This window comes from Lentzea sp. NBC_00516, assembly GCF_036346835.1.
In the GTDB taxonomy this organism is placed as follows: domain Bacteria; phylum Actinomycetota; class Actinomycetes; order Mycobacteriales; family Pseudonocardiaceae; genus Lentzea; species Lentzea sokolovensis.
On sequence record NZ_CP107840.1, the window covers coordinates 6843496 to 6856828 of the forward strand.

Sequence of the window (13333 nt, forward strand, 5' to 3'; positions counted from 1 at the left end):
CAAAACGGGTTACACAATGACAGCCGTGTAACCGACCTCCCAAGATTGGTCTGAACCTTTCTGGGGAGGAGCCTGTTGGAAGTGAGCTGGCTCGCACTACGGTCAGTACCCGCATCCCCAACCGGTCTGGACATTCCAGGAGGTCTCGCACCATGACGCAGTCGCCAGGCCAGGGCAACGCTCTGGACAACCTGCTCACGGAGAGCAGGACGTTCCCGCCTTCCGACGAGTTCGCGGCACAGGCGAACGCCCAGCCCGCGCTGTACGAGGAGGCGAAGGCCGACCGCGAGGCGTTCTGGGCGAAGCAGGCGGAACGGCTGCACTGGGAAACCAAGTGGGACCAGGTGCTCGACTGGTCGGACGCGCCGTTCGCCAAGTGGTTCGTGGGCGGCAAGCTCAACGTGGCCTACAACTGCGTCGACCGCCACGTCGAGTCCGGCCACGGTGACCAGGTCGCCATCCACTGGGAGGGCGAGCCGGGCGACTCCCGCGCCATCACCTACGCCGAGCTGCAGCGCGAGGTCTCCAAGGCCGCGAACGCGTTGACGTCGCTGGGAATCGGCGCGGAGGACCGCGTCGCGATCTACATGCCGATGGTCCCCGAGGCGATCTTCGCGATGCTCGCGTGCGCTCGCGTCGGCGCGTTGCACAACGTCGTGTTCGGCGGCTTCTCCGCCGAGGCGCTGCGCACCCGCATCCAGGACTCCGCGTGCCGGCTCGTGATCACGACCGACGGCCAGTACCGCCGCGGCACCCCGGCTCCGCTCAAGCCCGCCGTGGACGAGGCCGTCGCCGACGCGCCGTCCGTGGAGAAGGTCATCGTCGTCAAGCGCACCGACACCGAGGTCGCGTGGACCGACAAGGACGTGTGGTGGCACGAGCTGGTGGACTCGCAGTCCGACCAGCACACCCCCGAGGCGTTCGACGCGGAGCACCCGCTCTTCATCCTCTACACCTCGGGCACCACGGGTAAGCCGAAGGGCATCCTGCACACGTCCGGCGGGTACCTGACGCAGGCGTCGTACACGCACCACAACGTGTTCGACCTCAAGCCGGACACCGACGTGTACTGGTGCACCGCGGACATCGGCTGGGTCACCGGCCACAGCTACATCGTCTACGGCCCGCTGTCGAACCGCGTGACGCAGGTCGTCTACGAAGGCACGCCGAACACCCCGCACGAGGGCCGCCACTGGGAGATCGTGCAGAAGTACGGCGTCTCGATCTACTACACGGCGCCGACGCTGATCCGCACCTTCATGAAGTGGGGCGCGGACATCCCGGCCAAGTTCGACCTGAGCTCGTTGCGCGTGCTGGGTTCGGTCGGCGAGCCGATCAACCCCGAGGCGTGGATCTGGTACCGCGAGAACGTCGGCGGCGGCAAGGCCCCCATCGTGGACACGTGGTGGCAGACCGAGACCGGCGCGATCATGATCTCGCCGCTGCCCGGTGTCATCTCGACGAAGCCCGGTTCGGCGCAGCGCCCGCTGCCCGGCATCGGCGCGAAGGTCGTCAACGACGAGGGCGTCGAGGTCCCTGCCGGTGGCGGTGGCTACCTGGTGCTGGACGAGCCGTGGCCGTCGATGCTGCGCGGCATCTGGGGCGACGAGGAGCGCTACCGCGACACGTACTGGTCGCGTTTCAAGGACCAGGGCTTCTACTTCGCCGGTGACGGCGCGAAGTACGACGCCGACGGCGACATCTGGCTGCTCGGCCGTGTCGACGACGTGATGAACGTGTCCGGTCACCGCATCTCGACCACCGAGGTCGAGTCGGCGCTCGTGTCGCACCCGACCGTGGCCGAGGCCGCCGTCGTCGGCGCGGCCGACGACACGACCGGCCAGGGCATCGTGGCGTTCGTGATCCTGCGCGGTGGCGCGGGTGCGGACGCCGGTGGCGCGGAGGCGATCAAGGCGCTGCGCGACCACGTGGCCAAGGAGATCGGGCCGATCGCGAAGCCGCGCCAGATCATGGTCGTGCCGGAGCTGCCGAAGACGCGCTCGGGCAAGATCATGCGCCGCCTGCTGCGCGACGTCGCCGAGAACCGCGCGGTCGGCGACGTGACGACGCTGGCCGACTCGTCGGTCATGGACCTGATCTCGGCGGGTCTGCAGTCGGGCAAGGCCGAGGACTGATTTCTGCTTCAAACGTGACGGGCGCCCTCACCTGAGGGCGCCCGTTCGCGTTAAGATCACGTCTAGGTGAGCCGGGAAGTCTGGTCGGCACGAGTATTCGTGTACCTGTCGACCGCCCCAGGAGACCTGTTGCCCCCCAAGATCGCTGACTTCGCCCGTTACCTCCGCACGGAGACCGTGGGCGGCACTGTGCTGCTCGGCGCCACCGCCATCGCGTTGTTGTGGGCGAACTCGCCGCTCTCCCCCGCGTACTTCACGCTGCGTGACCTCCACCTGGGACCGTTGTCGGTCGGCGACTGGGCGAAGGACGGCCTGCTCGCGATCTTCTTCTTCGTCGCTGGGCTCGAGCTGAAGCGCGAACTCGTCGTCGGCGAGCTGTCGAACTTCAAGGCCGCGGTCCTGCCGATCATCGCGGCAATCGGCGGGATGATCGTGCCCGCGCTGGTCGCGCTCGGGATCGGCTGGGGGCAGCCGGGGATCGAGAAGGCGTGGGCCATACCAGTCGCGACGGACATCGCGTTCGCGCTAGGGGTGCTGGCGCTGACGGCGTCCGGGCTGCCGTCGAGTCTGCGGGTGTTCCTCCTCAGCCTGGCCGTGGTGGACGACCTGGGGGCGATCGTCGTGATCGCGATCCTGTTCACGGCGAAGTTCAACCTGCTCGCGGCGGGTGCGGTCGTGCTGCTGCTGGCGCTGTACTGGTTCCTGCAGCACAAGAGGATCACCAGCGCCTGGATCTACGTGCCGATCGCACTGGCCACCTGGTGGTTCATGCACGAGTCGGGCGTCCACGCCACGATCGCGGGTGTCGCGCTGGCGTTGCTGACGCGGGTGCGGCGCGACCCGTACGAGCAGGAGGCGCCGGCCGTGCGGCTGGAACACCGGCTGCAGCCGTGGTCGGCCGGGGTGGCCGTGCCGGTGTTCGCGCTGTTCGCGGCGGGTGTGCCGGTGGGTGCCGAGGCGTTGGGCAAGCTCTTCGACGACAAGATCGCCATCGGCGTGATGGTGGGGCTGGTCGTCGGCAAGGTGATCGGGATCGTGGGGGCGTCCGCGCTCGCCGTGTGGTTCAAGGCGGCGGTGTGGCCGTCCGGGGCGGGGCCGCGCGACATCGTGGCGGTGGCGACGCTGGGCGGCGTCGGGTTCACCGTCAGCCTGCTGATCGCGGACCTCTCGCTCGACGAGCCGGAGACCGCGAAGGCGGCTGTGTTGCTCGCCTCGATGATCGCGTCGCTGCTCGCCGCGGTGTTGCTCATTCGCCGGAGCCGGGCGCATGGCACCATGTCCGAGTGACCACCAGGGAACACATCGCGTCGATTCCGCTGACCGCAGACGACCCGACGGCCGAGGCGTCGCTCGGCGGTCTCGTCCGTGATGCGACCGCCCACGTGTCGACCTTGGTCAGAGCAGAGGTCGAGCTCGCGAAGGGCGAGATCACGGCCGAGATCAAGAAGGGCGTGAAGGGCAGCGTCTTCTTCATCGTCGCGCTGACGATCCTGTGCTTCAGCCTGTTCTTCCTGTTCATGGCCCTCGGGTTCGGCTTCGCCGAGTGGTTCGGCTGGGGCTACTGGGCGGGCTTCGGGCTCGTGTTCGGCGTGATGCTGCTCAGCGCCGTCGCCTTCGCCTTCCTCGGCTACCGCAAGGTCAAGAAGATCAGGGCGCCGGAGAAGTCGATCGCGGCCGCGAAGGACACGGTCGCGGCCCTGACGCGCAGGGGCGACGACAACTGAGCCGCAAACCCGACCCGTCCGTTGTGCGGGTCGCGGGTCCGTGGACGCACCGCGACGTCTCGGCCAACGGCATCCGCCTGCACGTCGCCGAACTCGGCGAGGGACCCCTCGTGCTGCTCCTGCACGGGTTCCCCGAGTTCTGGTGGTCGTGGCGGCACCAGCTGACCGCACTGGCCGAGGCCGGTTATCGCGCGGTGGCGGTCGACCTGCGCGGCTACGGCGACTCGGACAAACCCCCGCGCGGCTACGACGGATTCACACTCGCGGGTGACATCGCGGGCCTGGTCAAGGCGCTCGGCGCCCCACGCGCACACCTGGTGGGTCACGCGTGGGGCGGCGCCACGGCGTGGACCGTCGGCGCGATGCATCCGCGCGTGGTCTCGTCGATCTCCGTGCTGTCCGCGCCGCACCCTCTGGTGACGCGCCGGGCGTTCCGCCGGCATCCCCGGACGAACTCCCACGTGCTGCGCTTCCAGCTGCCGATCCACCCGGAACGCTGGCTGACCGGCGAGAACGGCCTGCAGGTCGCCAAGCTGCTGTCCGCGTGGACCGGACCGAAGTGGCGGACGGCGCCGGAGTTCGACGAGGTCATCCGCCGTTGCCGGCAGGCGATGACGATTCCGGGCGTCGCCCACAGCGCGCTGGAGTACTACCGCTGGGCGGTGCGCTCGCAGCTCCGCAGCGACGGTCGCCGGTTCGCCGAGGCCGTCGACAAGCCGATCCAGGTGCCGGTGCTGCAGATCCACGGCGCGCTCGACCCGATCGCACCGGAGGCCTCGGCGCTCGACTCGCGGCCGTGGCTCGGCGAGGGGTCGGAGTTCCGGAGCCTGCCCGAGGTGGGGCACTTCCCGAACCAGGAGGCGTCCCACACCACGAGCAGGTTGATCACCGAGTTCCTGCAGAAGACGAGCTGAACGCGTTCTTCAGGACGCCGGTCGGGTCGTCCGGCAGGTCCGTCGAGCGCCAGGCGACGTAACCGTCCGGCCGGACCAGCGACGCGCCCTTCGCGGACAGTCCGAACACGTCCAGCTGCTCGACCCGTTCGTACCGGACGCCGCTTCGTTGAGCCGCTTCCTCCCACTGCGGGTGGTCGGCGACGAGCACCCAGCCGCGCTGGAATAGGTCCAAAGTGGACTTGCCGGGCTCGACCCACACGTGCGGGGCCCTGGTGCCCGGCTGGCCGTTCCACTGCTCGGGGAGCTGGGCCGGCGGGAGTTCAGGGCCCGCGCCGAGCACCGCGTCCGAGCGGTAGAGGATGCCGTGGTGCATCGCGTTGTTGTCGATCAACGGCGCGTCCTCGGGCTGGCCGTCGCGGTTGTGGCCGTCGTCGCGCGCGAAGATCTGCTGGTGGCAGAGGGTCGCGACCGGGCGTCGTTCCGCGTCGTAGGTGTCCAGCAGGGACGGTCGTGACTCGCCGTTGATCACCGCCGCGAGCTTCCAGGCGAGGTTGTGCGCGTCCTCGATGCCGACGTTCACCCCGAACCCGCCGCGGCTCGGCGGCAACGTGTGCGCGGCGTCCCCGGCGAGGAAGATCCGGCCGTCGCTGAACCGGTCGGCGACTCCCGCGCTGATCGTCCAGCGGCCCGTCGTGATGATCTCGATCTCCAGGTCGCCGCGGCCGATGGCCTGGACGATCTTCTGCCGCAGTTCGGGCTCGGTGTACTCGCGGTCGTCGAGCATCAGCACCCAGCGGCCGTCGCCGTAGGTGGTCAGGAAGCCGACGCCGTCGATGACGAACTGGCCGATGCCGTCCTTCAGGTACTCCTGCAACGGCGCGCGGAACAGCACGCTGCGGGACGTGTGCATGAAGCCTCGGCCGGTGCGCGTGATGCCGAGCTGTTCGCGGATCGGGCTGCGGTGGCCGTCGGCCGCGATCAGATAGTCGGCGCGGATCTCGTACGGCTCGCCGTCGCCCTGCACGATCGCGGTGACACCTTCGCCGTCCTGCGAGAACTCCAGCATCCGCGTGCTCATCCGGATGTCCGCGCCCAGCTCACGGGCCTTGTCCCGCAGGAGCGGCTCCATCTTGTCCTGGGCCACCCCGACGCCCTTGGACGGCGAGTACTCGATGTCGGAGAGCTTGGCCGGCGGCGTCCAGAAAGTCTCGTCGTACTTCTTCCCGACCAGGCTCTCGGCCCGGACCCGCCGGACGCCGAAACCCTTGGTCATCCTGCTCACCGGCAGCTCACCCTCCAGGCCGACCGCACGCAGCAGCTCGCCCACCCGAGCGTTGAAGCCGACCGCCCGCGGGTGCAGTGAGCTGCCCGGATGCTTCTCCACCAGAGTCACGTCCACCCCGCGCCACGCCAGGAACAGCGCGGCCGACGTCCCCGCCAGTCCCCCACCCACTACCAGCACCGAAGTCTTCATCGCATCCTCCCGATACGCCGTATCACTCGATACACTGTATCGCAGATAGACGGTGTATCGTCCAGTCCGATGTCGAACGAACTCGTGTGGGACCGCCCAGAGCCGCCCAGCAAGCCGTCACCGACCCCGTTGAGCAGGGATCTGATCGTGGAGGCCGCGATCAGGCTCGCCGACGAGGGCGGGCTCGACGAGGTGTCGTTGCGCAAGGTCGCCGCCGCGCTGAACGCCGGACCCATGCGCCTGTACGGCTACATCGAGACCAAGGACGAACTGCTCGACCTCATGGTCGACGAGGTCTACGGCGAGATCGCGCTGCCGGAACCGGGCGCCGAGTGGCGCGCGGCCCTGACGCGGATCGCCCACGGCATGCGAGCGGCGGCGAAGCGGCACCCGTGGTTCATCGACCTGCTCGGCGGCCGCCCGCACCGGGGCCCGAACTCGCTGGCGCACATCGAGGCGTCACTGGCGACCCTCGACGACAGGCCCGAGTTCCCCGCCATCGACGACGTGCTCGGCGCGGTCAGCACGGTGATGGCGTTCGTCCACGGCGCGGTCCGCAACGAGATCACCGAGGCCCGCGACGAGCAGGCCAGCGGCATGACCGAGGAGCAGTGGCAGGCCGCCTCAGGCCCCTACATGCAGCGGATGCTGGCCACCGGGAAGTTCCCGAGGCTCGCCAGGGTCATGTACGACGCCGAACACACGAACGCCGCGTCGTGGTTCGACACCGGCCTGAGCTACGTGCTCGACGGCATCGCTACGAGGCACAACCCTGCGTAGACGCCCTCTTCGTCAGGGTCGGCGCCTTCTGAACCATCGTCTGCACCTGCTGGGCCGTGAGCACGAAGCCCGTCTCCGGGTCGTCGACCGCGGCGCCGAACACCACGCCCATCACCCGGCCGTTCGGGTCGACCAGCGGGCCACCCGAGTTGCCGGACCGAACCTCGGCGCGAACCGTGTAGACGTCCCGCGTGACCGTCTGGGCGTCGTAGATGTCCGGGCCGCGCAGCAGCGGAATCCGCTCGCGCACCCGCGCCGGCGAGGACTTGTACGGGCCGTCGAGCGGGTAGCCGAGCACGATGCCGTCCTCGCCCGGCTGCACCTCGTCCGAACGGAACTGCAGCGGCGTGGCCTCCAGGTCCGGCACCGCGAGCACGGCGATGTCCGTGCGCGGGTCGTAGGAGACGACCGTCGCGTCGAACTGGCCGCGGCCGACCTCGACCGTGACCTCGTTCGTGCCCGCGACGACGTGCGCGTTCGTCATGACCCGCTCGGGCGCGATGACGAATCCGGTGCCTTCCAGCGCACGTGAGCACGAGGGCGCACGACCGCGGACCTTGAGCACGCTCGCCTGGAGCCGTTTCGCGACCGGGGAGTCCGCGAGCTGGCTGTTCGGCGGCTCGACGTCCTTGAGCGGCGTGCGGTTGAACGGGTCCATCGCCTGCGGGAAGCCCGAGACGTCGAAGAGCTTCTGCAGGTCGCCGGACAGCACGCGGGCGGCCTGCGGCATGGTCTGGTCGACCTTGCCGAGGATCACCGACTGCTTGAGCGACGAGGTGAGGTCCGGCAGGCCGACGACCGAGGTCAGCGGGAGAGCGATCATCCACGCGACGATGAAGACGACGAAGCCCTGCACGATCGCGCCCAGCGCGTTGTCCGCGCCGCGCAACGGCGACGCGTTGACCCGCGCCTTGATCGTCCGGCCGATGTAGACGCCGATCGTCTCGCCGAGCGCCACGAGCAGCACGACGACTCCGACCGCGAACACGACCTTGGTGACGACGTTCTCGAACTGGGACACCAGCAGCGGAGCGATCTGCGTGCCGAGGATCAGGCCGACGAGCACGCCGACGAACGCAGGCAGCGCGACGACCATGCCTTGCCTGGCCCCGGACAGCGCGGCGATCGCGGCTAGGCCCAGCACGAGCAGGTCAACCCAGTTCAACCCGAAACCTCCGCCTCACTGTGTAGCGCGCAACGCTAGTTCAAGGTCACGCACATCGGTCGCATCCCATGGCTGTTCCCAGCCGCCGAGTGCGATCAGGCCGTTGATCAACCCCGCGGTGAATCCCCACACCAGCATGCCCGGCGCGGAGAAGGCCGCTCCGACGTAACCCGCGGGGTGACGCACCCGGAACCTGTTGGCAGGATCGGCGAGGTGCGCGACCGGCACCCGAGCGACCGCGGCGGTCTCCGCCGGATCGACTGGTGCGACGGGGCTCGGCTGTTCCCAGTAGGCGAGCACAGGCGTGACCACGAACCCGGACACCGGCACGTACAGCTCCGGCAGCAAAGCAAGCGGTCTCACTCCTGACTCAAGTACACCGGTCTCCTCGTAAGCCTCGCGTAATGCCGTGCCCACCGGCCCGTCGTCGGTGTCGTCGCACGCGCCGCCGGGGAACGCGACCTGACCCGGATGCGAGCCCAGCGTGTCCGAACGGCGCAGCAGCAGGATGTCGGGCCCGTGCTCCTCGGACTCCCCGAACAGCATGAGCACCGACGCCTTGCGATAGGCGCGCGCCGGCGGGCGGGGGTCGCGCATGAACGTTCGTGCGTCGATCTCCCCGGTCGCCTTGGCCAGGCGCTGCATCCAGTCGGGTGGCTCTGTCGCCTCCGTCATCGAACCGCCTTCTCCACCTGTTCCGGCGCGGTGAAGTACGGCGGATCGGTGATCTGCCGGACCTGACCGTCCGCTGATACGTAATACGTAGCGGGAAGCGTTATCGGCGCCTTGACTCGCTTGCGCAGTTCGTCGGCCTCGTCGTGAACGGACGGCAACCGCACGCCGAGGCGGGCGAGCAGCTCCAGGCCGTCCGCCTCCCTGCTCTCCACAAGAACTGGGACGACCGGCACGGCACCTGGTTGCTTCGCATAGGTTTCCAGCACGGGCAACTCCTCCTGGCACGGCTGGCACCAGGTCGCCCAGAAGTTGATCAGGAGCGGGCCCTTCAGCGCGAGGTCCGTCCGGGTGCCGTCGCCGAGGCACGTCACCCCCACACCGCCTTCCGCACCCGGCACGCACGGCCGGAGCTGGGCCTGCGCGCGCAACGCGGCCATGTCCTGCGTCGGGCGGGCGGACGTGGGCGGTGGTGGCCCCGGCGATTCGTCACGGGGCCACAGCGCCACGACGCCCGCCACGCCGAGGACGAGCACGACGGCGAGCCAGCGCGTGCGGTTGTTCACCCTCCTAGCTTCTCACCGGCCCGTACACGCTCGGCGAGCTCGATCAGGTGGGGCTTCTCGTCGCCCTTCACGAGCTTGGCCGCTTTGTCCGGGTCTTCCGGTCCGAGGCCGTACGACGGGCAGTCCTTCATCAGCAGGCAGGCCCCACAGGCAGGGGTTTTGGCGTGGCAGACGCGGCGGCCGTGGAAGACGATCCAGTGCGAGGCCATGGTCCAGTCGCGCTTCTCGACGAGCTCACCGATGGCGTGCTCGACCTTGACCGCGTCTTCGAGATCGGTCCAGCCCCAGCGGCGCACGAGGCGGCCGAAGTGGGTGTCGACTGTGAGCCCGGGCACATCGAACGCGTTGCCGAGAACCACGTTGGCCGTCTTGCGTCCTACACCAGGGAGCTTGACCAGCTCCTCCATGCTGCCGGGAACCACACCGTCGTGCTGCTCCACAAGAGCGGCACCGAGACCCATAAGAGACGTTGCCTTGTTCCGGAAGAAACCGGTGGGGCGGAGCATCTCTTCGAGTTCCGTCCGGTCGGCGCCGGCGTAGTCGGCGGCCGTCGGGTACTTCAGGAAGAGCGCGGGAGTGACCTCGTTGACCTTCTTGTCGGTGCACTGCGCGGACAGAATGACCGCCACGACGAGCTCGAGCGGCGTGGTGAAGTCCAGCTCGCAGTGCGCGTCGGGGTATCCCTCGGCCAGCACGCGCACCATCCGGCGGGCCCTGCGGGTCAGGCCGAGTTTGGTTTCCGGTTTCTTGGTTGCGGGCACTGATCCAGAGTAGTCAACACGCCGGACCCACCCCCTAGATCCGCACTCGAATCCCTCATGCGCCAGACTTCGGAGCATCATGACTGCCTGGTTTGTGATCGTCGTTCCGATCGTGATCATGTTCTTCGCGCTCTTCATGGAGCGCGTCGAAGCGAAGCTCCGGCACGTCGCCGTGCAGGAGAACGAGGTCGAGGAGTTCCTGGAGTCCGCCAGGCCTGAAGAGGTCAAGGCGCTCTACGGACACGGCATCGGTCGCGCCCTTGACATGTTCCGTCTGCGCCGCCGCGGCCGCGGTGGCACGCGCAAGCGCGTCCGCTAGATGGCCCCGTGCTGACGTCCACCCGAATGGCGTAAACTGGCTCGTTGGGCTCTGGATCGCTTCAGTCTTGTTGTTCCTAGTAAGACGGCGAGCCGAGCGGCGATCCACTACGTAGCCCTTAGACTGCAACGCAGTGATCGGCGGCACGGCGCTGACTCCACCAAAGATGGTGGTAGGCGTGCCGTCGCGTCGATTAGGAGGGACGAGGTGGACGAGACCCTGGCGCGAGCGGGCATCTTCCAGGGGGTGGACCCGGCGGCCGCAGAGGCGCTGGCGACGACCCTTGAGACGGTGGAGTTCCCGCGTGGCCACGTGATCTTCGCGGAGGGTGAGCCGGGCGATCGCCTGTACATCATCCAGTCCGGCAAGGTGAAGATCGGCCGCAAGTCGCCGGACGGCCGCGAGAATCTGTTGGGGATCTTCGGGCCCTCCGACATGTTCGGCGAACTGTCCATTTTCGATCCTGGCCCCCGCACGTCGACTGCGACGACGGTGACCGAGGTGCGCGCGGTGTCCATGGACCGCCCCGCGCTCCGACAGTGGATCACCAACCGGCCGGAGATCGCCGAGCAGTTGCTGAGGGCCCTGGCCCGCAGGCTGCGCCGGACGAACTCCATGCTGGCGGACCTGATCTTCACGGACGTGCCCGGCCGCGTCGCCAAGGCGTTGTTGCAGCTCGCGCAGCGCTTCGGCTCGCAGGAGGCCGGCCTGCTCCGCGTCACGCACGACCTGACGCAGGAGGAGATCGCCCAGTTCGTCGGCGCGTCCCGCGAGACCGTGAACAAGGCCCTGGCCGACTTCGCGCACCGCGGCTGGCTGCGGCTCGAAGGCAAGAGCGTGCTGATCCTGGACCCGGAGCGCCTAGCGCGCCGCGCCCGCTAGTCAGAACGCAAGCACTACCGCAACGGAGCCCCGGGCACTCAACGGGGCTCCGAGCGCGTTCAACCCACAAACACGCGACGAAGCTCCGCGGGCGTTCAGGCCATGAGCACGCGACCGGACTCCGCACGTTGCAGGCCATGAGCACGCGACCGAACTCCGCCCACCGCGACAGGCATCGCGAGCGCGCCACGGATCTCCGCCCACCGCGACAGGCATCCGCGAGTTCGCTACGGATCTCCGTCCAGCGCGCCAGGCATCCGCGAGTTCGCGCTGGTCATCCGTTCGCCTCTTCGTCGTGATTCGGCGAAGCCCAATCAGGGCGAAGCGGCGGGCGGATGACCAGCTCCCCGGCGAACTCGCGCGGAGTCTGCGGAGCAGCGACCAAAAACAAAAGACCGGGCGCCACCCCCGACGTGGCGCACCGGTCCTTTGTGTTGCACGGCCCATCCCCCGACGAACCGTGCCTTCCATCCCTCTGGCGCGCAGGCCCCGACCCTCAAGCCAGAGGTTGGTTCGGTTGGCGAGTCAACTTTCGCATGTCGCCACCCCGACTGCTCAAGCCCTTTCACCCTCAAGGACCTCGTGTGTGGCCGATTCGTTGCATGTTTCACCCGGTCATCCCATTCCCGTGACCCAATCGCAACCATCGTGACCCCGCGCACCCGATCTGGTACATCCGTACCAACTTTGGCATACTGGTACACATGTCCCACTCCGCCCGTCTCTCCGACTACCGCGCTGCCCTGACGACCCCCGGCATGCGCGGCCCCGTGGTCGCGTCTCTGCTCGCCCGCCTGCCCATCGCGATGGTCGGGCTCTCGCTGCTGCTCTACGTCGAGCGCACGACGGGATCGTTCGCGGTCGCCGGCATGGTCTCGGCGGCGGCGCTGACGGGTGTGGCTCTCGGTTCCGTCGTGCAGGGCCGGCTGATGGACCGCTTCGGTCCCACCCGCCCGCTGCTCGGGGTGACCGGGTTGTTCGCCTTCTTCGTGACCGTCTCCGTGCTCGCCGTCGAGGCGGGCGCCTCGGTGTTCGTACTGGTCCCGCTCGCCCTTGGCGTCGGCGCGACCGAGCCGATGGTGGGCTCGGCGTCGCGTGCGCTGTGGGAGCGGATGGTCCCGGCGGGCCCGACTCGGATGGCGGGCTACGCCTACGAGGCGATCAGCATGGAGGTCTTCTTCATCCTCGGACCTGGTCTCGCCGGTCTGCTGCTGGCCGCGCCGTGGGCGGGCACCGGTGTCGTCGTCGGCGCCGTGCTGATGGTCGTGGGCGCGCTGTGGTTCGCGTTCAACGCCGTCGTGCGCGCCTGGGGTCCCGTCGTGCAGGCTCCGCGCCCGTTGCTCGGCGCGTTCGCCTACCCCGGCATGCGCACGGTGGCGCTGGCCGCGCTGGGCTTCGGTGTGACCATCGGCTTCGTCGAGGTGGCCGTGCCGGCGTTCGCGAAGGCCGTGGGTCAGCCCTCGATGGGTGGCCTGATGCTGTCGCTGTGGTCGATCAGCTCGGTGGTGTTCGGCGTGCTCTACGGCATGCGCCCGTGGCCGCGCCCGATGCACCTGCGCCTGCCGGTGCTGCTGGGCGGCTTCGCGCTGCTGGCGTTCCTGCTGGCCATCCCGGCCACGCTGATCGGCCTGGGCGTCGCGCTGTTCTTCGTCGGCACGCTGATCACACCGCAGTCGACCGCGCACTCCGCGGCGATCGAGCAGGTCACGCCGAACGGCATGGCCGCGGAGGCGTTCGGCTGGGTGATCACCTCGGTGACCATCGGCCTCGCTATCGGCCAGGGCCTGTCCGGTCAGCTGATCGAGCACTTCGGCACGCGGCCGGCGTTCGTCGCGTCGGGCATCGCCGGACTGCTGATCGCGCTGGCCGTCTGGCTGCTGCGCGGCACCGTGCAGCGCGGCGTGCCCGCCGAGGTGCCGGCCCGGTCCGAAATGGAGCTTGCGGCCCGCTGAGCCAGTT

Annotated in this window: 13 protein-coding genes; 8 read left to right on the forward strand and 5 right to left on the reverse strand. The window is 68.9% G+C overall.

Features of this window, described 5'->3' with window-relative positions; all coding sequences use genetic code 11:
* The first annotated feature begins 152 nt into the window (after positions 1–152).
* From acs to OG205_RS31085, 4 genes are all read left to right on the forward strand, one after another.
* A complete protein-coding gene (acs, locus tag OG205_RS31070; protein ID WP_330271526.1) occupies positions 153–2135 on the forward strand; it encodes an acetate--CoA ligase in 1983 nt (660 codons plus the stop codon).
* 129 nt (positions 2136–2264) lie between these two features.
* Entirely contained in the window at positions 2265–3422 is a 1158-nt protein-coding gene (nhaA, locus tag OG205_RS31075; RefSeq protein WP_330271527.1) for a Na+/H+ antiporter NhaA, read from the forward strand.
* Positions 3419–3859, forward strand: coding sequence for a phage holin family protein (locus tag OG205_RS31080; RefSeq protein WP_218164493.1), 441 nt, complete (start codon positions 3419–3421; stop codon positions 3857–3859). The genes nhaA and OG205_RS31080 overlap by 4 nt, the downstream gene beginning before the upstream one ends.
* A complete protein-coding gene (locus OG205_RS31085; protein WP_330278267.1) occupies positions 3856–4773 on the forward strand; it encodes an alpha/beta fold hydrolase in 918 nt (305 codons plus the stop codon). The genes OG205_RS31080 and OG205_RS31085 overlap by 4 nt, the downstream gene beginning before the upstream one ends.
* Here OG205_RS31085 and OG205_RS31090 read toward each other — a convergent pair.
* On the reverse strand, positions 4745–6229 hold the full coding sequence (locus tag OG205_RS31090) for an FAD-dependent oxidoreductase (protein WP_330271528.1): 1485 nt from the start codon (positions 6227–6229) through the stop codon (positions 4745–4747). The genes OG205_RS31085 and OG205_RS31090 overlap by 29 nt on opposite strands.
* A 69-nt stretch (positions 6230–6298) precedes the next feature.
* Between OG205_RS31090 and OG205_RS31095 the strand changes: the two genes are divergently transcribed.
* Positions 6299–7009, forward strand: coding sequence for a TetR/AcrR family transcriptional regulator (locus tag OG205_RS31095; protein ID WP_330271529.1), 711 nt, complete (start codon positions 6299–6301; stop codon positions 7007–7009).
* Here OG205_RS31095 and OG205_RS31100 read toward each other — a convergent pair.
* The 4 genes from OG205_RS31100 to nth are packed head-to-tail and all read right to left on the reverse strand — an operon-like array spanning position 6987 to position 10116.
* A complete protein-coding gene (locus tag OG205_RS31100) occupies positions 6987–8174 on the reverse strand; it encodes a MarP family serine protease (protein ID WP_330271530.1) in 1188 nt (395 codons plus the stop codon). The genes OG205_RS31095 and OG205_RS31100 overlap by 23 nt on opposite strands.
* Positions 8175–8189: 15 nt before the next feature.
* The gene (locus OG205_RS31105) at positions 8190–8849 is read right to left on the reverse strand and encodes an NUDIX hydrolase (RefSeq protein WP_330271531.1); all 660 of its coding nucleotides are present in this window, start codon (positions 8847–8849) and stop codon (positions 8190–8192) included.
* Positions 8846–9412 carry a TlpA family protein disulfide reductase gene (locus OG205_RS31110; RefSeq protein WP_330271532.1) on the reverse strand — a complete coding sequence of 189 codons (567 nt, stop codon included), beginning with the start codon at positions 9410–9412 and terminating at the stop codon, positions 8846–8848. The genes OG205_RS31105 and OG205_RS31110 overlap by 4 nt, the downstream gene beginning before the upstream one ends.
* The gene (nth, locus tag OG205_RS31115; RefSeq protein ID WP_330278268.1) at positions 9409–10116 is read right to left on the reverse strand and encodes an endonuclease III; all 708 of its coding nucleotides are present in this window, start codon (positions 10114–10116) and stop codon (positions 9409–9411) included. The genes OG205_RS31110 and nth overlap by 4 nt, the downstream gene beginning before the upstream one ends.
* Before the next feature lie 136 nt (positions 10117–10252).
* Between nth and OG205_RS31120 the strand changes: the two genes are divergently transcribed.
* From OG205_RS31120 to OG205_RS31130, 3 genes are all read left to right on the forward strand, one after another.
* Complete coding sequence (locus OG205_RS31120) at positions 10253–10492, forward strand: hypothetical protein (RefSeq protein WP_093594399.1); 240 nt, start codon at positions 10253–10255, stop codon at positions 10490–10492.
* 207 nt (positions 10493–10699) lie between these two features.
* Entirely contained in the window at positions 10700–11374 is a 675-nt protein-coding gene (locus OG205_RS31125; protein ID WP_030477589.1) for a Crp/Fnr family transcriptional regulator, read from the forward strand.
* 704 nt (positions 11375–12078) lie between these two features.
* The gene (locus OG205_RS31130; protein WP_330271533.1) at positions 12079–13326 is read left to right on the forward strand and encodes an MFS transporter; all 1248 of its coding nucleotides are present in this window, start codon (positions 12079–12081) and stop codon (positions 13324–13326) included.
* Positions 13327–13333 lie beyond the last annotated feature (7 nt).

Bases quoted from the DNA above. Each gene is read 5' to 3' on its own strand.
- OG205_RS31105 (WP_330271531.1), bottom strand. From the start codon at position 8,849: ATGACGGAGGCGACAGAGCCACCCGACTGGATGCAGCGCCTGGCCAAG.
- OG205_RS31090 (WP_330271528.1), bottom strand. From the start codon at position 6,229: ATGAAGACTTCGGTGCTGGTAGTGGGTGGGGGACTGGCGGGGACGTCG.
- OG205_RS31095 (WP_330271529.1), top strand. From the start codon at position 6,299: ATGTCGAACGAACTCGTGTGGGACCGCCCAGAGCCGCCCAGCAAGCCG.
- OG205_RS31120 (WP_093594399.1), top strand. From the start codon at position 10,253: ATGACTGCCTGGTTTGTGATCGTCGTTCCGATCGTGATCATGTTCTTC.
- nth (WP_330278268.1), bottom strand. From the start codon at position 10,116: ATGGTGCGCGTGCTGGCCGAGGGATACCCCGACGCGCACTGCGAGCTG.
- OG205_RS31130 (WP_330271533.1), top strand. From the start codon at position 12,079: ATGTCCCACTCCGCCCGTCTCTCCGACTACCGCGCTGCCCTGACGACC.
- acs (WP_330271526.1), top strand. From the start codon at position 153: ATGACGCAGTCGCCAGGCCAGGGCAACGCTCTGGACAACCTGCTCACG.